14 protein-coding genes are annotated in these 21,062 nt (G+C 42.2%); 6 read left to right on the top strand and 8 right to left on the bottom strand.

From position 1 onward, the window contains the following. The first annotated feature begins 22 nt into the window (after positions 1–22). The 3 genes from CXF81_RS15635 to CXF81_RS15625 all read left to right on the top strand — a co-directional run bounded on the left by CXF81_RS15635 (position 23) and on the right by CXF81_RS15625 (position 5,541). Positions 23–1,069, top strand: coding sequence for an efflux RND transporter periplasmic adaptor subunit (locus CXF81_RS15635; RefSeq protein WP_101182269.1), 1,047 nt, complete (start codon positions 23–25; stop codon positions 1,067–1,069). Next, positions 1,066–4,176, top strand: a complete 3,111-nt coding sequence (locus tag CXF81_RS15630; protein WP_101182268.1) for an efflux RND transporter permease subunit — start codon at positions 1,066–1,068, stop codon at positions 4,174–4,176. The genes CXF81_RS15635 and CXF81_RS15630 overlap by 4 nt, the downstream gene beginning before the upstream one ends. A 240-nt stretch (positions 4,177–4,416) precedes the next feature. After that, positions 4,417–5,541: a MalY/PatB family protein gene (locus CXF81_RS15625; RefSeq protein ID WP_101182267.1), complete on the top strand. Its 1,125-nt coding sequence runs from the start codon at positions 4,417–4,419 to the stop codon at positions 5,539–5,541. A gap of 9 nt (positions 5,542–5,550) precedes the next feature. On the opposite strand, the gene CXF81_RS15620 is transcribed toward CXF81_RS15625, so the two are convergent. Genes CXF81_RS15620 through CXF81_RS15610 form a run of 3 tightly spaced genes read right to left on the bottom strand, consistent with a single transcriptional unit; the run spans position 5,551 to position 8,689 of the window. After that, positions 5,551–5,847, bottom strand: coding sequence for a hypothetical protein (locus CXF81_RS15620; protein ID WP_101182266.1), 297 nt, complete (start codon positions 5,845–5,847; stop codon positions 5,551–5,553). A 56-nt stretch (positions 5,848–5,903) separates the two neighbouring features. Beyond that, positions 5,904–7,109, bottom strand: a complete 1,206-nt coding sequence (locus tag CXF81_RS15615) for a trans-acting enoyl reductase family protein (RefSeq protein ID WP_101182265.1) — start codon at positions 7,107–7,109, stop codon at positions 5,904–5,906. A 20-nt stretch (positions 7,110–7,129) separates the two neighbouring features. Further along, positions 7,130–8,689 (bottom strand): alpha/beta hydrolase-fold protein, encoded by a 1,560-nt coding sequence (locus CXF81_RS15610; protein WP_101182264.1) that lies wholly within the window; start codon positions 8,687–8,689, stop codon positions 7,130–7,132. 220 nt (positions 8,690–8,909) lie between these two features. Between CXF81_RS15610 and CXF81_RS15605 the strand changes: the two genes are divergently transcribed. Further along, on the top strand, positions 8,910–9,758 hold the full coding sequence (locus CXF81_RS15605; RefSeq protein WP_101182263.1) for a crotonase/enoyl-CoA hydratase family protein: 849 nt from the start codon (positions 8,910–8,912) through the stop codon (positions 9,756–9,758). A 46-nt stretch (positions 9,759–9,804) separates the two neighbouring features. On the opposite strand, the gene CXF81_RS15600 is transcribed toward CXF81_RS15605, so the two are convergent. The 3 genes from CXF81_RS15600 to CXF81_RS15590 all read right to left on the bottom strand — a co-directional run bounded on the left by CXF81_RS15600 (position 9,805) and on the right by CXF81_RS15590 (position 15,363). Beyond that, a complete protein-coding gene (locus CXF81_RS15600) occupies positions 9,805–11,214 on the bottom strand; it encodes a sugar porter family MFS transporter (protein WP_101182350.1) in 1,410 nt (469 codons plus the stop codon). 410 nt (positions 11,215–11,624) lie between these two features. Further along, positions 11,625–14,180, bottom strand: coding sequence for a TonB-dependent receptor (locus CXF81_RS15595; protein ID WP_232771961.1), 2,556 nt, complete (start codon positions 14,178–14,180; stop codon positions 11,625–11,627). Between the two features lie 247 nt (positions 14,181–14,427). Further along, complete coding sequence (locus CXF81_RS15590; RefSeq protein WP_101182262.1) at positions 14,428–15,363, bottom strand: diguanylate cyclase; 936 nt, start codon at positions 15,361–15,363, stop codon at positions 14,428–14,430. Between the two features lie 403 nt (positions 15,364–15,766). On the opposite strand from CXF81_RS15590, the gene CXF81_RS20725 reads away from it, so the two are divergent. Further along, entirely contained in the window at positions 15,767–16,051 is a 285-nt protein-coding gene (locus CXF81_RS20725; protein WP_157825574.1) for a S24 family peptidase, read from the top strand. Between the two features lie 177 nt (positions 16,052–16,228). Here the strand turns inward: CXF81_RS20725 and CXF81_RS15580 are convergent, their stop codons facing one another. Together CXF81_RS15580 and CXF81_RS15575 are read right to left on the bottom strand one after the other, a co-directional pair. Beyond that, complete coding sequence (locus CXF81_RS15580) at positions 16,229–17,614, bottom strand: PhoH family protein (RefSeq protein WP_101182260.1); 1,386 nt, start codon at positions 17,612–17,614, stop codon at positions 16,229–16,231. Next, on the bottom strand, positions 17,614–17,970 hold the full coding sequence (locus CXF81_RS15575; RefSeq protein ID WP_198556416.1) for a hypothetical protein: 357 nt from the start codon (positions 17,968–17,970) through the stop codon (positions 17,614–17,616). The genes CXF81_RS15580 and CXF81_RS15575 overlap by 1 nt, the downstream gene beginning before the upstream one ends. A 265-nt stretch (positions 17,971–18,235) precedes the next feature. On the opposite strand from CXF81_RS15575, the gene rapA reads away from it, so the two are divergent. Continuing rightward, on the top strand, positions 18,236–21,061 hold the full coding sequence (gene rapA / locus CXF81_RS15570; protein WP_101182259.1) for an RNA polymerase-associated protein RapA: 2,826 nt from the start codon (positions 18,236–18,238) through the stop codon (positions 21,059–21,061). The last annotated feature ends 1 nt before the right edge of the window (position 21,062 follow it).

The following is a 21,062-nucleotide window of genomic DNA, read 5'->3' as shown; positions in this document are numbered from 1 at the left end:
ATTAACTGAGACCCCCCTGTTTATGTTGACTCACCGCATTTTGCTATCTATTTTTATATTTGGATTAATATTTACCAGTACTGCGCACGCACAATCATGGGGTGAGCGAGGTGAAAGCAAAACACAGGTTTTAGTCGAACCATTAGCATATCAAGCACAGGTGTCGAATATCGAAGCTGTTGGCACAGCCGAAGCGGTAAAGTCCATTGTTTTGTTTCCGGCCGTAAGTGAACGAGTGATTTCGGTCAACTTTATTCCCGGTCAACAAGTTGAAAAAGACCACGTATTATTAACGCTATACAACGAACGTGAGTCAGTTGCACTGGAACGCGGCAAAATACAATTAAAAGATGCGAGCCGAGAGTATAGCCGGTTAGTTGAAAGTCGAAAAAAAGGTGCTGCATCACAAAGCCAAGTAGATATTGCCAGCACCCAACTTGCATTTGCCGAAATTGCAGTAAAAGAAGCTGAGGTTGCGCTCAGAGAGCGGATTGTCAAAGCTCCTTTTAGCGGCATTGTTGGCTTCACGGATGTGGAGGTCGGTGATCGTATTTCTCAGCAAACCATGATCACCACACTCGATGATAGAAAGACCCTTTTTATTAATTTTTCAGCACCTGAAGTGTCTTTGGCGATGCTGAGTAATAAGCCAGAAGTAACGTTAACACCTTGGCAAAATCGTGATATTAATATTAGTGCCAGCATTGCGCAAATAGATACGCGAATTAATGAGCAAGATCGAACCATCCGCGTGAGGGCAAAGCTAGATAATAGCGACGATAGATATCGGCCCGGTATGAGCTTTAGAGTGACGTTATCGGTTAAGGGTCAAGAATATGCGGCAATTCCGGAAACAGCACTATTGTGGGGTGCAACCGGTGCCTACGTTTGGCAAATGTTTGATGGTAAGGCCACTAGAGTTGATGTACAAATACAAGAGCGTTTACGCGGCACAATTTTGGTTATCGGAGAATTTAACGCCAAGGCAATGTTAGTTGTTGAAGGTGTGCAGCAACTGCGACAGGGGCAAAGGCTTGAGGCTATTAATAGGCCTGAAGGCATCTCATGAGCAAAAATAATGCACGTCAAATAAACGATTTACCCTCACTATCCATACGCCGTCCCGTGCTGGTGATGGTGCTAAATTTGCTCATCATTTTAGCAGGTTTTGCCGCCATTAACGACCTAGAAATAAGAGAATTGCCTGATGTGGATCGCCCAATTGTTACGGTTTCAGCTAGTTATCCTGGCGGTTCTCCTGAGACCGTTGATAGTGAAGTAACTAGCCGGTTAGAGGGTGCCGTTGCCAGAGTCAGCGGGGTTGATTCTATCAACGCCTCCAGCGAGGAAGGCTCTTCACGGATTCGAGTTGAATTTCGCCCGGGCACAAACCTTGAAGATGCCGCTAATGAACTCCGTGAGTCGGTCAGTCGCGTGCAGCGCAGATTACCTGCAGAAGTTGAGCAGTTATCGATTATAAAAGCAGACAACGACGCTCAGGCTGTTGTGAGCTTAGCTATAAGCAGCGACTCGCTTGATATGGAAACCTTAACCGAGCGCGTCGAAGTTGACCTAGCACCGTTATTCTTGAGCATTCCCGGCGTTGCTGATGTGTCGCTAGACGGTCAGCGCCAGCGAGTCATGCGAGTATCCGTCGACCCACTGCGCTTAACAAGCTTCAATTTGTCGATGACGGACGTCTCTGCAGCCTTGCGCTTGGCACCGTTTGATGTGCCTGCTGGTAGTGTTAAATCGCAAGACCAAGAACTCATTGTGAGAGCGGATGCAACTTCAGTCTCTACACAAGATATTGAGCAAATTTTAATCTCAGGAGACACTCGGATAGGTGATGTTGCGAGCGTTTATTTCGGCCCCGCTGATGCCAATAGTATAGTCCGACTCGATGGCAGACCCGTTGTAGGTTTAGGTATAATACGACAGGCACGTTCAAATACGATAGAAATTTCAGATGAAGTACTGGCGATGGTTAAGGCCCTAGACACGCGATTTGCTGACCTGCATATTGTGGTTACATCCGATGATGCAGAATTTATTCGTAGTTCGGTAGATGAGGTTGTGTTCTCTCTGGCTTTGACTATATTGCTAGTTATTGGCACCTTGTGGTTGTTTTTAGGTAACTTTAGAGCGACGTTAGTCCCTGCTTTGTCGATACCAGTCTCATTGGTTGGCGCATTAGTCATCATGTGGCTACTTGGTTTCTCTATCAATATTTTAACCCTACTCGCATTGGTGCTTGGAACCGGACTTATCGTTGATGATGCCATTGTAGTATCCGAAAATATCCAACGCCGTCGTGCTCAAGGTATGGGTTCAAGAGCCGCTGCAGTTTTAGGTACCAGAGAAGTTTTTTTTGCGGTGGTTGCCACCACTGCAGTACTTGCTGCGGTTTTCATTCCTATCGCTTTTTTACCATCTACCGCAGGTAGACTGTTTAGGGAGTTTGGTGGTGTGCTTGCTGGCGCTGTTATCATTTCTTCATTTGTTGCATTGAGTTTAGTACCGGCGTTAACCGCTAAGTTACCCGTCAAGACCAAAAATAATAGTTTTTTTGACCGTACCCTTGGCGTCTTTGGTACCTTCATGTTAAATGGATACATGGCAGTACTGCATCAGACGCTACGTTTTTCATGGTTAACGGTGCTGGTTTCGGTTTTATCGGCTGGTGGTGCCGCATTACTATATGAACAAATTGAAAACCAACTTTTGCCCTCCGAAGATAGAGGAGTAATACGCGTATTTGCCAGAGGTCCCGATGGTGCTGGCTTAAATTATATGAACCGGCAAGCCGAGAAAATGGAGCAAATTTTGCTGCCTTATGTCGATGATGCCGATGTTGATTCGATTTATACTGTTGTTGGTAGATGGGATCCGAACATTGTTTTCATCACTGTACCACTAGCACATTGGGACAATAGAGAGAAGTCACAGCAAACAATTATAAATGAGATGCGACCCAAGCTTGGCGCTATCCCAGGGGCTCCAGCGCGGGCTTTTGGTAGTAATAGTTTGAATCTTCGTGGCCAAGGTGGTGGTTTGGAAATGGCGCTTACAGGAGACACTTACGAGCGTATTTATCGATCGGCATTGGCCTTCGGGAAACTTATAGAAGAAAAGTTGCCCGAGCTTGGCAGACCCGATATTGGCTACCAGCCAACGCAACCGCAACTAAGAGTGAATATTGATAGACGCAGAGCCGAAGAACTGGGCGTCTCTTTCAGTGATATCTCAACTACATTAAGAGTTGCTATCAGTGGCGATGACGTAACCGATCTCAATATTGGTGACCAAGCGGTCCCGTTAATATTGCAGTCGTCGAATAGAAACAAGGCCAATCCGTCAGATTTAACCAATCTCTTTGTAAAATCTAATAGTGGTATTTTGGTGCCATTATCTAGCCTTGCGTACATTACCGAAGAGGGCGTTGCCGCTGAATTAGAGCGTCACGCTCAACGCAGAGCCATTGAAATTCAATTAGAACTACCCGATAGCATACCGATGGCCGATGCGGTTAAGCAATTACGTGATATCGCTAATGAAAACCTAGCCGACGGCATCGGATTAGTATTTTTGGGCGAAGCACTTACCTTTGAAGAAACCTCGAACCAGATTACCATGACCTATTTATTTGCGTTCATTATTGTATTACTCGTGTTGGCGGCACAATTTGAGAGTGTTAATAGCGCAATTGTAGTAATGCTAACCGTTCCTTTTGGTATTGCAGCCGCAATTTATGCACTCTATTTGACCGGAACTTCAATTAATATTTATTCTCAGATCGGGCTGGTGATGCTAATAGGCTTAATTGCTAAAAATGCCATCTTACTTGTTGAATTCGCTGACCAATTGCGCGATCGAGGAATGGCGGTTAATGATGCCATCGTTCAGGCGGCTTCGGTTAGGTTACGCCCAATTATGATGACCTTAATGTCGACTATATTGGGTGGTCTGCCCTTGATACTGTCTACGGGAGCAGGCGCTGAAGCGAGAAATTCGATTGGTTGGGTGGTATTTGGTGGTTTAGGTATTGCCGTTGTGTTTACTCTTTTTTTAACGCCGGTGCTGTATCAACTTATTGCGCCATTCTCGAAACCGAGAGCAGATGAAAGTAACCGTTTGGAAACTGAACTGGAGGCAACTGAGCAACAAGATGCGTAATATCGTTTGTCACTTTAAAAGGGAATAGACTTCTGCGATTAGGGGACCTGAGGCACTGAGCCTGTGCTCAACATAATGAAATATTCCTACTAGTGCTTTAGTAATTAAAGTTTGTGCTTTAGACTCAGGAGTGATGATGCCTACGAAGCGTTTTTTGCATCAACGTTTTTTGTTTGTATACGCCTTTTACTCTATCAACAACGCAGTGCTGCCAACACATCAATAATCAAAGGACCCGCAATGAATTTTAGTAACAAACCAGACCGTACAGCATCAAAAGCCTATAAGTGGGAAAGGTACAAAGGCACCGATATATTGCCGATGTGGATTGCCGATACTGAATTTCGTTGCGCTGAACCGATCCTAGACGCATTACACCAACGTATTGAAGATGGTCTGTTTGGTTATACGCTGCCAGCACATGATACTGATGCAATTAATGCTATTGTTAGCTGGTGCAAAAAACACTATAACTGGAAGGTCGATCCTAGCTGGATAATATGGACGCCGGGTGTCGTGCCTGCGTTCAACGTCGCGATAAAAGCCTATTGTAATACAGGTGATACTATTATTGTGCAAACGCCTAATTATCCGCCGCTACTAGCCGCGCCTAAGATCAATGGGCTTGATCGAACTTGCGTACCGACAATTGAAATAGAAGGCCGCTGGACTTTGGATTTCGCTGCCTTAGAAAAAGCAGCCGCGGATCCCAAAGCAACTCTCTTTATAATGTGCAACCCCATGAACCCAGTCGGTTCCGTTCTAACTCAAGAAGAGATGGACAAAGTGGCTAGCATTTGTCGAAAGCACCAGGTCTTAATTTGTTCTGACGAAATTCACTGCGATTTAATCTTAGATGATGTTAAACATTTACCTGCCGGTGCACATAAAGAATTAACCGAGCACTCAATTACGTTGATGGCAGCCAGTAAAACCTTCAATATAGCTGGCTTAGGTACTTCTTTCGCGATTATTCCAAACACGACATTACGAGCTGCGTTTAATAAATCGACTCGAGGGATCGTACCTTGGGTAACAGTCACAGGCTTAACCGCTACAAATGCGGCTTTAAGACATTGTGATGATTGGCATCAAGGCGAACTCGATTACTTAAAAGCTAACCGTGATTACTTGGTTACTGAAATAAACAAAATACCTGGCTTGAGAGCTATCTCACCGGCAGCGACGTTCCTACTTTGGGTTGACGCAAGTGATCTGCAAGTATCAGACACTCAAAAATGGTGTGAGGAGAAGGGCATAGGCCCTTCGCCCGGCAGAGACTTTGGTAAAAAAGACTTTTTCAGGCTCAACTTTGGCTGCTCTCGCGACTATTTAGTAGAAGCCATTGAGAAACTGTCTTCTTAGCGCGTATTTTTACGCTTTAGGGATCTTGACACTACCAGCAAGAATTTGATAAACAACGCCTTCTTTCAATGCATCAGAGCCACCCTGGACGTCTTGATTGAAGTGCGCCAGTTGCTCTGCATTCATTTCCTTTTTGACTAATTCACCTGCTAAGGTCACTGGTTTGCCGGCACTGTCTGCAGGCACCGGCGCAGATAACCTGAGGACATTGTTCATTTTATTGCCATCAAGCATGTCTGATACTAGCGCAGACAGAGTCATTGCAGAGAATATCACCGTAGCACTTGAAAACGGTTTAAACTGCATAGTAAACCCATTCTATTTAATTAAATGCACGCTGTTTTTATTGTCTTTCATCTTAGCTACATCACCTCAATCGTAACACCCGCATGTTTAGCTAAGCGCCCAATTAGAGGTCTATTTAACGCCGAAGCGGGGGTCCAAAAGCCACCGTTTAAATCTGGAATATCTTTTGATAAACAGAGCACAGCCTGCGCCAACATTTTTGCTGTGGAACCGTAACCGGGATCACGATCACCCTCTACTTTTACTACTAATTTGTTACCATTGGGCATATCAGTGTAAAAACGCATATCAAACATGCCGTCCAATTGTTGCTTAGGAGTAGGGCCTTCGCCTGGTTTGGCTAAAACGTAATTGGCTAATAGCTTTCTTAATGGCGATAAACTTGCTGCTAGCATGAAAGCGCCTAAACCCAGGGTAAATGTCCACGCTTGCAAGCCGCTTTTAGCCGTCATAGCCTCATCGTAAAGAAAATCTTCACCATATTGATTTCCTAATAAAGCATTTGAGCGATGAACAATGCGTTCGTTAATTGAGGCCATAACAAAAGGCATCGTCCATACACCTAATGTTTTATCATGCTCAGCACCCTTATGATTCTTCTGACGCTGTTTAAACGGGTGTCCATCTGGGCAAAGAACATAAGGATTTATCAACACTTTGCGCAACTGGGGATTTTCTTTTACTTCTTTGAATACGTTTAAGATACTAGCAATGGTGCCACCCGATGCTGCCCCTTTGACTTTTCTTACTCGCATTTTGATGTGTTTTGCAGGTGCCGAAGTTTGTTCAATAACCGCTTGTTGTAACTTATAGACGCCTAGGTCGGACGGGATCGAATCAAACCCGGCACTATGTAAAATGCGTGCACCAGAACTTTTTGCATCGGCTTCATACTTGCCTAGCATTTGCTTTATCCACTGCGGTTCACCCGTTAAATCACAATAATCTGTGCCGGATTGCGCACACACTTTGACCAGAGTTTCGCCAAAAAGCGCGTAGGGACCAACTGTACTTACCACCGCTTTGGTTTTTTCACATAGCGCTTTTAGCGCAGTTTCATCAGTGGCATCAGCAACAAAGCAGGGGACTTCATTTAAATTTAAACGCTGTTTCAATTCTTGCAGTTTACGTTCGCTTCTACCCGCCATTGCCCAGGTATATTCTTCGCTCGTGTAGCCAGCTAGATATTCCACCATAATTTGACCAACGAAAGAAGTTGCGCCATATAAAATAAAATCGAATTGTTGCTCACTGTTGCTCATTTTTTGTTACCTTTTTATTTTTAATTTATGCTTTTACTTAGTCTTTTTTGCATTTGTGACAGCGTTTTCTTTAACATAGGCACTTTTTTATAGTCACAGTGGCCAACACCTCTCTGCCAAGTAAAAATCGCATCAGACTCTGGCTCATCTTGCTTTTCGAGCATATTTTGGTACAAGTTCATTGCATTATTCAAATAGAAGTTATCCATGTCCCCCATCCAAATGTGTAATTTACCAGCCAATTTTGGCCCCAAAGTCGCCCAGTTGTTCTGCGTGTACAACCGCAGATCATAGTTCTCCCAAGCTTTTGCAACCTCCTTGTCAATCTCACCAGTAACTGAGTCCCATATTAACGAGGGTTGTGCATTTTCTTTCTTGGGCCCAAAAACAGCATTCCACCCACCCCACTGGCCACCACTAAATGCGAAGGAATCTTCTCGACCAATAACGTTCTCCATCATTATTTCGCGTTGAATGCTAAAAATAATTTCACCATCTTTGGCTCTATAAGAAGGCCGCTCATTTCCGTGTTCATTTATAAATGCGTTATTGTCGCTATAAATATCCACAAGCTGGAAATACTTAAAATCAACGCCATCCGCACTGAATGACCACGCTCCATTGAACTGCTCAGGATAAAACAGCTGTAAGGCTAAACTCGCCCAACCACCGGTTGAACACCCTGTTGTAAAACGTGAGTTACCGTCATCAACTAACTTGTATTTTTGAGTTAGGTAGGGGAGCAACTCCAGCATATTTGCCTCACCGTAAGGCCCATTGTTTTGTGAGTCTATTTGATAGCTATCGCCCAATGGAGCCTCTCCATCTAAAAAAATCATGACCATTTGTGGTGCATCGTCGCTAAACCAGAACGCTTTAAAAGCGTCGTTCTCATATAAATTTTTCGCCCGCGTATATCGAGCGTGATAACCACCAATATCAAAGACCACAGGAAACTTATGGGATGGATTGTCATAATAGGTTTTTGGCAAAATAACGCCAACTCTCAAAAACATCTGATTTTGCCAAAAGTCAGACAGCAGTTGACTTGGTACTTTATCAAACTTAAGAAATTGATCCTCTTCAGGTAATGACTCTTTTGCAATCTGCTTTTCTAAATTTAACGTCAGCGCAATGTCACTGTCGTCATCGAGATCCAATTCAACGATGTTCGAATAAAAATTTAAAGGTGAATTTATTCTAGAGTCTAAAAAATCAGTATCGTAAATTGCCTGCACATACCATTTTTTACTAGGTATTTGAGCCATTTTTTTATGTGGGAAACCAATAACAGTATCGGTAAAGCTGTGTGTTTCATTGACGTTGAATCCACCTATGTCTTTTGCAAAAAGAGGATCAACATTACTAGTGGGCCACGCACTATAAAATCGAGGTTCTTGCTCTGCAGAAGGAGAGAAAATCAGGTAGAGTCGACCCTCAGATGGGATCGCTTGCGCACTTGTTATGTCGACTTTAGTATTCTGTCTGTTAACATTTACCTTTATATTGTCATTAGCGTTGGCCTTAGAAAAATCTAAAAGCAATAATAGAATAAAACACATCAGTGGTAGTTTTTTCATATAAATCCCTGTTTCATTATCCGTTTACCTCAAACAATCAAAAAATTGATGCTACTACAATCCGAAAACAAATAATCGGACATCTGACAACTGACTGTTTTTTGTCATACAGTAATTAAAGTTTATTCCACATTATATGTAAACAAAATATAATAATCTCTCACATCGGTTATAGTTTACATTAGTCAATGATAACTATTCAGTCACAATAGAGAAAAAAATGCCGACATCAAGCCTTGAAAACTACAGCACAATCGCAATCAGTATCGCCGATGAAATTGCGCATATACAGCTATGCCGACCACAGGAAATGAATAGCATGATTACCGCTTTTTGGACTGAGCTTCCAGAAGCGGTTAAATATATAGATGAACATGCATTGGCGCGCGTAATTGTGATTTCCTCTCAGGGTAAACACTTTAGTGCAGGCATGGATTTATCTGTTTTTCAAAATATGAGCGCTAGCTTTAAAGGTGAACCCGCCAGACGAGCAGAAGCGTTTAGGCGACATGTATTGAAGTTACAAGACGCATTTAATGCGCTGGAACAAGTTAGAATGCCTGTTTTGGTTGCTGTTCAAGGTGGTGTTATTGGAGGCGCAGTCGATATGATAAGCGCGTGTGACAGTCGTTACTGTACCCAAGACGCGTTTTTTTGTATCAAAGAAACGCAAATTGGAATGACCGCCGATGTAGGCACATTACAGCGTCTTCCCCACCTTATTGCACAAGGTTTAGTCAGAGAGCTTGCTTATACTGGTAGAAATATGATGAGCCAAGAAGCGCAGTCTAGTGGCTTGGTAAATCATGTTTATGCTGACCAGGAAACAATGTTGACTGCAGTAATGAAAATTGCAAAAACGATTGCAGGACACTCACCAATGGCCGTCGCTGGTTGCAAGGAGATGATCAACTACACCAGAGACCATGATGTTGCGGATAGTTTAAATTACATGGCGACTTGGCAAAGCGGTATGCTACAAATGCCAGACGTAATGGAAGCCATGAGCGCAGGACAACAAAAGCGTCGACCAACGTTCGACAACCTGTTGCCTAAAACCGGTAATTGATAAAACATATTTGGTAAAGCATCAATAAATACGGCCTCTGTATGCGTTACCCTTGCATATCTTCTAATGCTCTGCCCTTCGTCTCTTGTACGTATTTAATAACGAAAAAGATAGAGATGACTGCGCAAAGAGTATAAAAACTATAAGCACCGGCCAGTCCAATAGAGGTGAGCATTAATGGGAAAAGCATGATAATGGCAAAGTTGGTGCCCCATTGAGCTAAGCCAGCGACGGCTAAACCTGATCCACGGATCTGGTTAGGGAACATTTCACCCAGCATCACCCACATGACCGGGCCCCAAGACAAATTAAAGAAGAAAACATAAGCGTTAGCGGCAACTAGCGCCAATGTGCCGAGGTCACCCATCACTAATTGATTAGCTTGGGTATCAAATTCTGAATTAATAAAGGCAAATACCATTAAGCTTAATGTTATCACCATACCAATTGAACCTACTGTTAATAGCGGCTTACGACCTACTTTATCGATGACTTTAAGCGTAATTAGGCAAGCTGCAATACTCACACCAGCACTTATAATATTAATTAATAGCGCATCTGATTCAGAAAAGCCGACCGCTTGCCAAAGCACCGCACCGTAATAAAAAACAACGTTTATACCCACTAATTGTTGCAAAGTGGCGAGTCCGATGGCAACCCAAATAATCGGTCTTACCCGACCTTTAGTTTTATCAATTAGATCAATGATGCTTGGCTTTTGTCCGTCATTTTCAATTGAACCTTGAATTTCTTTTACAAGAACATCTGCGGTGGCGGAGCCGTAGAGTTTGTTAAGCACAATAGCCGCTTTTTCTGGCTGTTGACTCATGACTAAGTAGCGTGGACTTTCAGGAATAAGAAAAAGAATAAAAAAGAACAAAACAGCCGGTATAAGTTCAATCCAAAACATCCAGCGCCACGCCTCAAATCCGTTCCATAAAATATCGGTGGATAAACCGGCGTACTTTGCCAAAGCGTAATTACTGATGAATGCACTGAATAATCCAAAGATTATCGCAATCTGCTGTATGGATATCAAACGACCGCGGACTCGCGCAGGCGCTATCTCACTGATATAGGCAGGTGCCATAACCGATGCAGCGCCGACCGCCAAACCACCTAAAATTCGATAAATGACAAATTCAAATGAACTGCTAGCAACACCAGAGCCCCAAGCACTGACAATGAAAAAGACTGAAGCCACGATGAGTAACGTTTTACGACCAAACTTATCAGCTAAAACGCCAGCAAAAAGAGCACCGATGCCGCAACCTAAGAGCATGCTCGCTATATTGAACCCGCCGGACAAATCAGATGTATTAAAAGCAGCCGCCAAACCGTCATATGTGCCGTTTATAACGCCACTATCGAAACCAAATAAAAAGCCACCAATAGTTGCTGCGCAACTGACTAAAACAATATACGGCATGTTTTCGTTTGCTTGATTAGAACTCATTTCTTCCCCTTCATTGATAATTTGTTCCACTATTTACCTGTCCATGGATATTTAAAATAGCGCTATTATATTAACGGGGAAAAAATACTCTGTCTAAGACTCATTTGAATTTTCACACTCAAAGGTAGATGACGGTGAACAGAAGCTCATTTTAGCAAAAACAAAGGTGATTTTTACTTTTAGTGAGTCGCAAGGTTCTTCTGCGGGCTCTGCAGCAGACAAACTAACAAAAATAGCGAAATGGCAATATGGGTATTAGTTCTTAACGCCAAGCGTTTATAAATAGAATTTTCGGGTAAGCAAGCCATGAGTCAGCCCATTATTAAGTAGCTTACATTATGTTGCCATTCACATAACACCTAATAAGACCGACTCATTGCTTAAATACATCCAAACCCTAGCAGATTAATTTAAAAATGAGCTCTTGCACCCAATATAAATGAACGACCTTGCACCGGTGTCAAATCTTTTAAGAAGGACGTATGCACTCGCGCTTCTTCATCTGCCAAATTACGCCCTTTTAAATAAAAAGTAACGTCGGTATTTTTAAAAGAAGTGACATAACTAACATCAAGATCGACTAAGGTATAGCCTTTGGTTTCGCTTTCAAATTCAGCCACTTTGTCTTGAGTAAAGTACCTATGAAGTGATAAACCAGCTTGCCAATCTCCAACAACGTAGTTAGCGCTTACACCAATTCTTGACGGCGGTGTTCTTGGAAGGTATTGGCTCTCCCCCATGTTTTTAGCGAGCTTGGCGCGCACTAAATCACCCTGAGCTTGCAGCTGCAATGATGCTGTGGCTTGCCAATTAATTTCTGCTTCAAAGCCATATAAATCGACATCAAGGGCAGTAAAAAGAAATACCGGCATCTCATCTTCGTGGCCCTCATGCTCGTCAGCCATGTCATCTTCTCGAAGCTCTGAAGCAATATCGTCGTGTCCTTCTTCAACAACGAAACCAGAATCTGCAGAAAAATAGTAATCATCTACTTGATTATAAAATGCATTTAAGACAAAACCAAATTCACCGCTAAACTTTCTGAGTGAGATATCCACATTATTTGATTTTTCAACTGCCAAATCTCGTCCGTTAAAAACCACATCGCCATCTTCGGTAATATCATAAAAGGCGCCAACTTCATATGTACTGGTCCCAATATGCGGGCCAAAACTGTATATTTCTGCGCTAGATGGTGCACGTTGACCGTGTACGTAAGACAATCCTAAGTTATAACCTTCGGTAAAATCCCAAACCGCACCAATTGACGCACTTAACGGTGTAAAAGAAACACTGCTCGACTGACTTGCGTCCAGCAGATTGGCATGGCCGTCTTCATGATGATGTTCAATTTCACCGTGTTCTGCTGCAGAGTGAATTGCTTCAAACTCCGTTTCACCGATTTGAATTGTTGGCACATCAATTTCTACTTGTTCAATTCTTGCACCCAATTGAAACAAAACGTTACCGAAGTGTTGTTCTTCTATTATACCAAGGCCAAAACTATTGGTTTTTGAAGGAGGTGTAAATGCCTCTTCACCAACCGCTTCAAAATCACTCGATTTGTAATGAAAACTGAGACCACCTCGCCATCCCGCTAAAGGCTGATGGATCACTTCTACACGAGCCTCATGTGATTTGTTCTCAAAAATAGTCCCTATTTCTCCATTTTCAATTTCGGCGTGCTTATAATCGGTGAAAGCAAAACCAGTATTAATCGCACTAATAAAGTCTGTACTTAACTGGTGCTTGCTTGAAATTTGATAGCGATTTTGCTGTAGATCACCTTGAACCACCTCTTCGCCAAGTCCTTCATCGACGTCTTCTCCGTGCTCTTCACCATGCTCTTCACCATGCTCTTCGCCATGCTCCTCACCGTGAGCATGTCCAGGAATACCATAAAAGCTAGACATGTGTTCTACAGAGAAACCAATATGTCCATTATCTAATAAATAACTTGCGCCAAAAGTAATTCCTTTGGTTCTACTGGAAGAATTTTCAACCACACCTTTACGCTCGTCTTCGTGCTCTTCATGTTCTTCATGTTCTGCACCTAGGTCATCGTCATGCTCCTCATCGGAGTGAGTGTCCTGATTCTCTGCGTAACCTGGGATCCGATAATCATCGGCATCACGATAATAGCCTTGTAGGTTAAACGCAATATTTCCCTCGCCGCCTTTAATGTAGCCTGAAAAGGCTTCTTCACTGTTATTTGTATTGCGATCTGTCGATACACGTCCTTCCCAATCGTTATTGTCAGGAATACGTTGATCTACCACGTTGACAACGCCACCAATCGCGCCGCTACCATAAAACAGGGTCGCGGGACCCCGCAGCACCTCAATCTGTGTTGCTGTTGAGGCGTCCGTAGCAACTATATGATCGGGACCAACGCGAGATGCATCTCCTGAGTCCAACCCATTTTGTGTCACTAATACTCGGGGACCGTCAAGTCCTCTAATAATTGGCGAACTGGCAACTGAACCATAAAAAGTAGAATGCACTCCAACTTCGTTTTTCAGAGTATCACCCAGCGTAGATGCTTGTTTTCTGCGTAGTTCGTCACCCGCTAGAACGCTAACAGGGGCTGCCGATTCGATTGTTGAAGCATGAAAGGCACTTGCCGTAACGTCAAATATTTCAATACTCGAATTAGCGACTGTAATTTCAATATTAAATAGACCTGCCTCAGGAACTGTCAATTCTGATTTAGAATGAATGTGTCGTGGGCTTGCAACATGAATTTCAACATTTCCAGGTCTTACGTTCTCAAAGATGAACCGGCCATCTGACTGAATTGAAGCCGTTTTATTAGTCCCCATAATTTGCACACTGCCATTGACTAGGGGGTTTCCCGCTTTGTCGAGAACAAGGCCACTGAGAGTTTGTGCTTGAATTGAAATGGCAAAAGTAGATAAAATAGAGATTGACAACAGACTGAGCGGTTTAGGTAAGCATTTCAACATTAATGATCCGTAATGGGAGTTATTTTTGTATTTAACAGGATGTTATACTATAACATTTTAAGTGTAAAGTTATAATATAACATTAATTAAACCCGCTAATTAGAAAGGGATTGATAGCTTATTGATTTGTGATTTGTGATTTGTGATTTGTGATTAAATAAAGTGAAGCGTCATGCTATGGAAATAAAGTAGATGTTAAAGCAATTGAATTTTACGTGTTTTTGCACCTGAGAATCGCTAAACGAAGCTAAAAGGATCGAGGAGTCTTTTCTTTAAAATCGGTACTAACAACCGTATTTCGACCCATCGCTTTGGCTTCGTATAAGCAAGCGTCAGCAGTTTCTAGTAAGGCTTTGGTATCAAAACTACAACCGTCATTGGAACTTGACGTTACACCAATGCTAATCGTCAATACTCTATGGATTTTTGATTTAATATGCGGGATCGCTAACGCTTCTATTTTTTCACGCACTTTCTCAGCAAGCAAAGCACCCTCTTTTTCGCTAGAATCGGTAAGTAGGATGACAAACTCTTCTCCACCATAGCGGGCAACTAAATCAAGTGGTCTGGAGGCCACTTGATCAATTGCCCTTGCAACTTGTTGCAGGACAACATCACCTTGCGCATGACCATAGTGGTCATTGTATTGTTTGAAAAAATCGATATCTAATATTATAAGACAAATCCTACGTTTGTTACGGATAGCATATTTGCAGGCTTCAAAATAGCGTTTATCAAATGAACGTCTGTTTGAAATGCCGGTTAAACCATCAATCCATGCCAGTTGCTCAAGCGCTGCCGTTTTTTGTACTAGTTCAATTTGGTTGCGAACACGCACTTTAATCAGCGGCACTAAAAAAGGTTTGCGGAAATAATCAATAGCGCCTAACTCTAAGCCTTTGAGTTCGTCTTCTGGTAGGCTTTGTGCTGTCACAAAAATAACCGGAATATGCTTGGTTAACTTGTTACTTTTTAATGCTTTGCAGACATCGTAACCGCTGATATCGGGCAAAATAATATCGAGTAGAATAAGGCATGGAAGCGATTCAACAGCGACTGCAATAGCTTGCTCACCGCTCATTGCTGCAAGAATATTATATTCGTTACCCAATGCATTATCTAAGATTTGAATATTGGTACGTTCATCGTCGACAATAAGAATTGTGGCGCGTCGTTCTACCATATATGTCCTACTTCATTATATTTTGAGTGATTAATATACCATGAAACGGTGTAACGCTATCTCTCAGCTCAGAAATTCTTCATTTTTTTGGCCTACCAGCTAAACAATTAAGATTAATCGCTGATCAACTACCGCACAAAATCTAGAACACATAATAGCATCAATTGACTAAGTTACTAGGTTATAGCCCCTTCTCAACAAATACCCTTAGACGGTTCCTAACAACCCCATCTAAATTAAAATTCGCATGGTCTTAAAAGGTCCTATGCTTTTCCACAATATAAATTAACCAATTCGCTGATGCTTTTTGGCGAACCAAAGGAGTAGATACCTGCACTTCTGTCTGTCCGTATCTGCCTGCTGAAAGTGTAATTTATCCGAACTTAAATGCTAAGTAAAAAGAGTGATCAACATTCTTAAAGTAGTTGGCAATAGCATGTTGCCCACTATAAAACCCAAAGCTTTTGTAATGGTAAGGGCAACTTGGCTTAAAAAACTTGAAGTCGCAGACATAGTTCTTGTAAAGCATGCTTGCTTTGGGCTCATTATTAAACGGTTGATTCATCTCGATTATAGCTGTGGTCATACTATTGCTGGTGACAACCGCCATAGTGTTTCTGCTGATACATTGGGCAAAGTATATTCAAACGATATTCTCGGCGTAGTATTCCTCCATACTTCCAATTAACGCTAAGGACTTGAGCTGTAATTTATTCAATATATCCTCGGTGCATGCTGCAAACATGCACTGAGGAACATATCAAAATGAAGAAATACGCTATTGAAAATATTTAATCTAAAACCTTACAGACTCGATATTCGTCTTAACGCGTTGCCAGAATTGGATCTGAGAATGCGGATAAAACTACATGTTCTTTTCTGTAAATTCAGCTAGGCTGCTTCGCTCCACTTCATCAAAAATGAGTATAGAGCCTTTTTCATAATGTCTGTAAATATTTACCGCAGCGGAGGCACCACTGGAAGCCGGAGTCACAAATCGGTCATCAATTTGGCTAAGGTTACCGAGTACTATTGTACGACAGTTTCTTCCTCCTCGACTTAACATTCCCTTCATTTGTGCTCGTGTCATATTTTGTGCTTCATCTATTATTAAAACAGCATCGTCAATGGATCTACCTCTGAAATACGCCATTGAGGTGAACTCAATATTTGCTCTATCAATAATATGTTCAACTGTTGCACGTGTGCTCTTTTCGTCAATATCACCAGCTGTATGCAGTGAGATTAGGGCGTCCGTAACTCCAGCTAGTAAAGGTAAAGATTTCTCTGTTAGATCACCAGGTAAAAAACCAGGATCATCATCCATAAAATCTCGACTACGCACGACAACAATCTTTTTATATTTCTTCGTTTCAAGCACTTGATGCAGCCCGGCCGCAATCGCTAAAAAAGTCTTACCGGAACCAGCGGGGCCGAGGATAATATTTAAATCATAAAAAGGGTCTGTCAATTGATTAAGTGCAATGGTTTGACGGTGATTTTTGGGTGAAATACCCCAAATCTTTTCTTGCTGTCTTGTTAACAGCTTTGTGTAAACACTATCATCAGCAACTTCAGTGATGAGACCAATGTGTCCAACATCATCATACCAATACATATTTGCTTGTACTTCATCGTTAAACAAGCTAACTGGAAATTTATAAACTTCGCCCGTCAATTTAAAATCTTTGTCTGATTCTATTCTATCAAACAAATCTCCTTTAAATGCCTGAACGCCTGAGTAGAGCATGTCAATATCAGAAAACTGGTTATCAACTAAAACATCTTCAGCATGAACACCTATGGTTCTTGCTTTGAGACGCATATTAATATCTCGACTTACGATGGTGACATTTTGTTTTAATTCATGTTGCATATGAAGAGCGTAATTAATAATACGATTATCAGCGTCACTACCAATACTGTGCTTTAACTCTTTAGCAAAATCTAACTGAGTATCAATGCCAATGAATAATCGTCCGCGCTTAGCCGTCTCAGTTGATGGCAGCGGAATACCTGCTTCCATCTCCTCGGCTGAGTGACCGTTAATGATATCTTCAAGCATTCGAATAACGATACGAGCATCTGCACTTACACTTTTATCTAGACGCTCTTTTAAAGAATCTAATTCCTCAAGTACGGTTAAACAGATATAAATATCATCGTTATATGCTAGTAGGCTTTTTGGATCATGCACTAATGCTGATGTGTCTAGAATTCTAGGGTTACGATTTTCATTTGAATATTTCATTATAAATTTACCTTAAGAGGAGCTATCTTTGATTCATTCTTGCTAATTAAATCGATATGTGGGTCGAGCAATGCATGCAGGACCATGGCTTGCCCAATATTTTTCGGCGGTATTCTCCTAGCACTCCGAGAAATAAGACGCTCATAGCCGAAGTCGAGTGCTTCTACTGAATTGGTAGTAATTGACTTTACTATACCGGTAAATTGGCTGGTTTCTTCAAAAGACGTGGAGGCTAGCTGTTCGTGCAAGAGAATATTAGTACCCAGGGCATACAATTTAGGACTGTATAGAGATACGACCTTAGCGCCAGTTTGATCATTCAAATTAACAGGTGTAATTTGTGTTTGTTGCGGCATTAGCGACTCTAATAATACTAAGCAACAGCATGAGCTCGTTGCCTCAAAGGTGAGAAAATAATGTTTCTGCGCAGCCGGTGTAAGTGCGTTAATACGGCGGCGCAGTGTGCATTAGCGTTAGAAAGCGTTAACAACAAAACCACTGTAAATGAGTTTGCTAAAATTATCACGACCTTTTTTAAGCTAATTTGAATAGATAGCTGACAGTGGCGCCGAGTATCAGTACAATACGCACCCAGTTTATTTTTCACATTGGATTTTGATTATGTACGCAGCACAAGAGTTTACCGTTGGCCAACGTTGGTTGAGCAATACAGAAGCTGATTTAGGCTTGGGTGTTGTTATTGCAACCGACAACCGTACAATAGATATGCTCTTTCCTGCAGTTAAAGAGGACCGTACTTATGCTATCGCTCAGGCACCTATTACTCGGCTAATTTTAAGCGAAGGCGAGCTAGCCCTTCACAGCGATGGATGGGACTTAAAAATCACCAATGTCACCTCACAAGACGGTCTTTATATTTATTCTGGTATGCGCACAGACAATGGTGAACAGGCGTCCATCATTGAAGTAGCACTGGATTGCAACGTTAAACTGAATCAACCTGAAAAGCGCTTATTTAGCGGTCAGCTTGATTCACCTAAATGGTTTGATCTTCGCCACGAATGCCTGCAGAAACAATACGAACATGCAACCTCTGGTGCCGTTGGCTTAGTTGGCGCTCGTGTCGAACTCATACCGCATCAATTACATATTGCAAATGAAGTAGGTAGCCGTTTTGCGCCACGCGTATTGCTAGCCGATGAAGTAGGCTTAGGTAAAACCATTGAAGCCGGATTAATTTTGCACCAGCAATTGCTTACAGGCAAAGCCAAACGTGTGCTTATTATAGTGCCCTCAAGCTTAGTGCATCAGTGGTTAGTTGAAATGCTACGCCGAGTTAGCCTAGCCTTCTCAATATTTGATGAAGAGCGCATGGAAGCGATGGCTGAAAGTGGAGACAATCCTTTTGAGCAAGAACAACTGGTACTATGCAGTATCGACTTTATCAAACAAGAGAAAGTATTAGCAAAAGCAACTGCCGTAGATTGGGATATTTTAGTGGCTGATGAAGCGCATCATTTGCAATGGTCATCGGAGCATGTTTCAGAGGAATACAGTGCAATTGAACAACTTTGTAAGATAAGCAGAGGTGTTCTGCTATTGACAGCTACACCTGACCAACTTGGCCATGAAAGTCACTTTGCACGGTTACGCTTGCTAGATCCTGCACGATTTTACGATTATCAACAGTTTCTTGAAGAAGAAACCCATTATGGAGAACTAGCTGAAGCGGTTGCGCCTCTTATTGATAATGCACATATGAACTCAGCGCAAATTGACAAGCTAAATGCGGTGGTTAAAGATGAAGAAGTAACGGATGCTATGTTGGCAAGTGGCGAACAGCGGCATGCTTTGCTGACTAAACTCATTGACCAACATGGTACTGGTCGCTTGTTATTCAGAAATAGTCGAGCCAGCATTAAAGGCTTTCCTGACAGGATTGCCATGCCGGCGCCATTAAAGCTGCCAAAAGAATATGCAGTGTCGATATCATTAGAAGAAGATGTTGTCCTTAGTCTGCACCCTGAACGAGCCCCTTTGGTGAACGATAACTGGACTAAGTATGACCCACGTGTCACTTGGCTGGTTGATTTACTAGAAACAAATAAAGGTGAAAAGGTTCTAGTTATTTGTGCCTACGCATCAACAGCGCTGCAATTAGCTGAATATTTACGTCAAAAAACAGCCATCAGGCATACCGTTTTTCATGAAGGAATGAGTATTATTGAACGCGATAAAGCCGCGCATTTCTTCGCCACTAACGAACAGGGTGCGCAAGTCTTGTTGTGCAGCGAAATTGGCAGTGAAGGCCGCAACTTTCAGTTTTCACGTCACTTGGTTCTATTTGATTTACCAATGGTGCCAGATTTGTTAGAACAACGGATTGGTCGCCTTGACCGAATTGGACAGAAATTCGATATTAACCTGCATATCCCCTACTTTGAAAACACCGCTCAAGAAGTATTGTTTGATTGGTATCAGGATGGATTAGGCGCGTTTGAATCTACCTGTCCCGTTGGAAGCGATGTATTTAAGCAACTACAATCTGATTTAATGTCTGCACTCAAAAACCCCGAAGACACTGAGCTAAAACTAGATATCATTGGCCAAACTGCAGCACTAACAAAAGAGCTTAAACAAAAAATAGAGAAGGGCAGAGACAAACTGCTCGAATTAAATGCCTCTGGTTTTGGTCGAATTGACGATTTACTAGACAAAATTATTGCTGCTGAAAACCCAGTTGGTCTGCTCAATTTTATGAGTAGATTGTTTGACGCGTTGGGCGTAACGCAAGAAGAAAAAGACGACCACAGTTTTATTCTTCGCCCAACTGAACAATTAATACATCAAATTCCAGGCTTAACGGAAGACGGTTTAGAAGTGACTTATCAGCGCAATAGTGCGACTAAGTTTGAGCAGTTACAGTTTCTTAGCTGGGACAGCGAAATAGTGAGTCATTGCTTAGAATCTGTCACTACCGATGTTTTGGGTAAAAGTAGTATTGCGTTTACCAAAGATCCTACGCAGCCTACCGGTGCATTTTGGATAGAGACAACGAGTGTTTTATCTGCCAGTGCCGAAGCCAGTTTGCAATTGTATCGATTCTTACCACCGACACCTGTTCGTCTTTGTCTTGATGCTAAAAACCAACCTGTAGAAGTCGAATTTGAGCAATTATTTAAAGTAAAACGCAAAATTGCACTGCAACTGTTACAGGCACTTGCAGACCCAATTACCGCTGGTGTAGAGGCAAGTCTGAAATTAGGTCATGCTGACTTGGCTGAGCAGCAATCAGTTGCGCTAAAGGCAATGCAATCTGAACTTAGTGGTGAAATTGACCGATTACGTTCTCTACAAAAAACCAATCCTTCTATTCGAGATGAAGAAATCGACTTTATTGAAGCGCAAAAGGCGACTCTCACCAATATCATAAGCAATGCGGAACCTTATTTAGACAGTCTGCGCGTTGTCGTAAATAACCCTTAAA

It is taken from the genome of Glaciecola sp. 33A (assembly GCF_002836745.1).
In the GTDB taxonomy this organism is placed as follows: Bacteria; Pseudomonadota; Gammaproteobacteria; order Enterobacterales; family Alteromonadaceae; genus Glaciecola.
The sequence above is the reverse complement of the archived record's forward strand: the minus strand, read 5'-3'. Positions and strand labels throughout refer to the sequence as shown.

Excerpts from the sequence above, each read along its gene's own strand:
- rapA (WP_101182259.1), top strand. The coding sequence starts at position 18,236 with ATGTACGCAGCACAAGAGTTTACCGTTGGCCAACGTTGGTTGAGCAAT.
- CXF81_RS15615 (WP_101182265.1), bottom strand. The coding sequence starts at position 7,109 with ATGAGCAACAGTGAGCAACAATTCGATTTTATTTTATATGGCGCAACT.
- CXF81_RS15630 (WP_101182268.1), top strand. The coding sequence starts at position 1,066 with ATGAGCAAAAATAATGCACGTCAAATAAACGATTTACCCTCACTATCC.
- CXF81_RS15580 (WP_101182260.1), bottom strand. The coding sequence starts at position 17,614 with ATGAAATATTCAAATGAAAATCGTAACCCTAGAATTCTAGACACATCA.
- CXF81_RS15635 (WP_101182269.1), top strand. The coding sequence starts at position 23 with ATGTTGACTCACCGCATTTTGCTATCTATTTTTATATTTGGATTAATA.
- CXF81_RS15600 (WP_101182350.1), bottom strand. The coding sequence starts at position 11,214 with ATGAGTTCTAATCAAGCAAACGAAAACATGCCGTATATTGTTTTAGTC.
- CXF81_RS15620 (WP_101182266.1), bottom strand. The coding sequence starts at position 5,847 with ATGCAGTTTAAACCGTTTTCAAGTGCTACGGTGATATTCTCTGCAATG.
- CXF81_RS15610 (WP_101182264.1), bottom strand. The coding sequence starts at position 8,689 with ATGAAAAAACTACCACTGATGTGTTTTATTCTATTATTGCTTTTAGAT.
- CXF81_RS15590 (WP_101182262.1), bottom strand. The coding sequence starts at position 15,363 with ATGGTAGAACGACGCGCCACAATTCTTATTGTCGACGATGAACGTACC.
- CXF81_RS15595 (WP_232771961.1), bottom strand. The coding sequence starts at position 14,180 with ATGTTGAAATGCTTACCTAAACCGCTCAGTCTGTTGTCAATCTCTATT.
- CXF81_RS15605 (WP_101182263.1), top strand. The coding sequence starts at position 8,910 with ATGCCGACATCAAGCCTTGAAAACTACAGCACAATCGCAATCAGTATC.
- CXF81_RS15625 (WP_101182267.1), top strand. The coding sequence starts at position 4,417 with ATGAATTTTAGTAACAAACCAGACCGTACAGCATCAAAAGCCTATAAG.
- CXF81_RS15575 (WP_198556416.1), bottom strand. The coding sequence starts at position 17,970 with ATGCCGCAACAAACACAAATTACACCTGTTAATTTGAATGATCAAACT.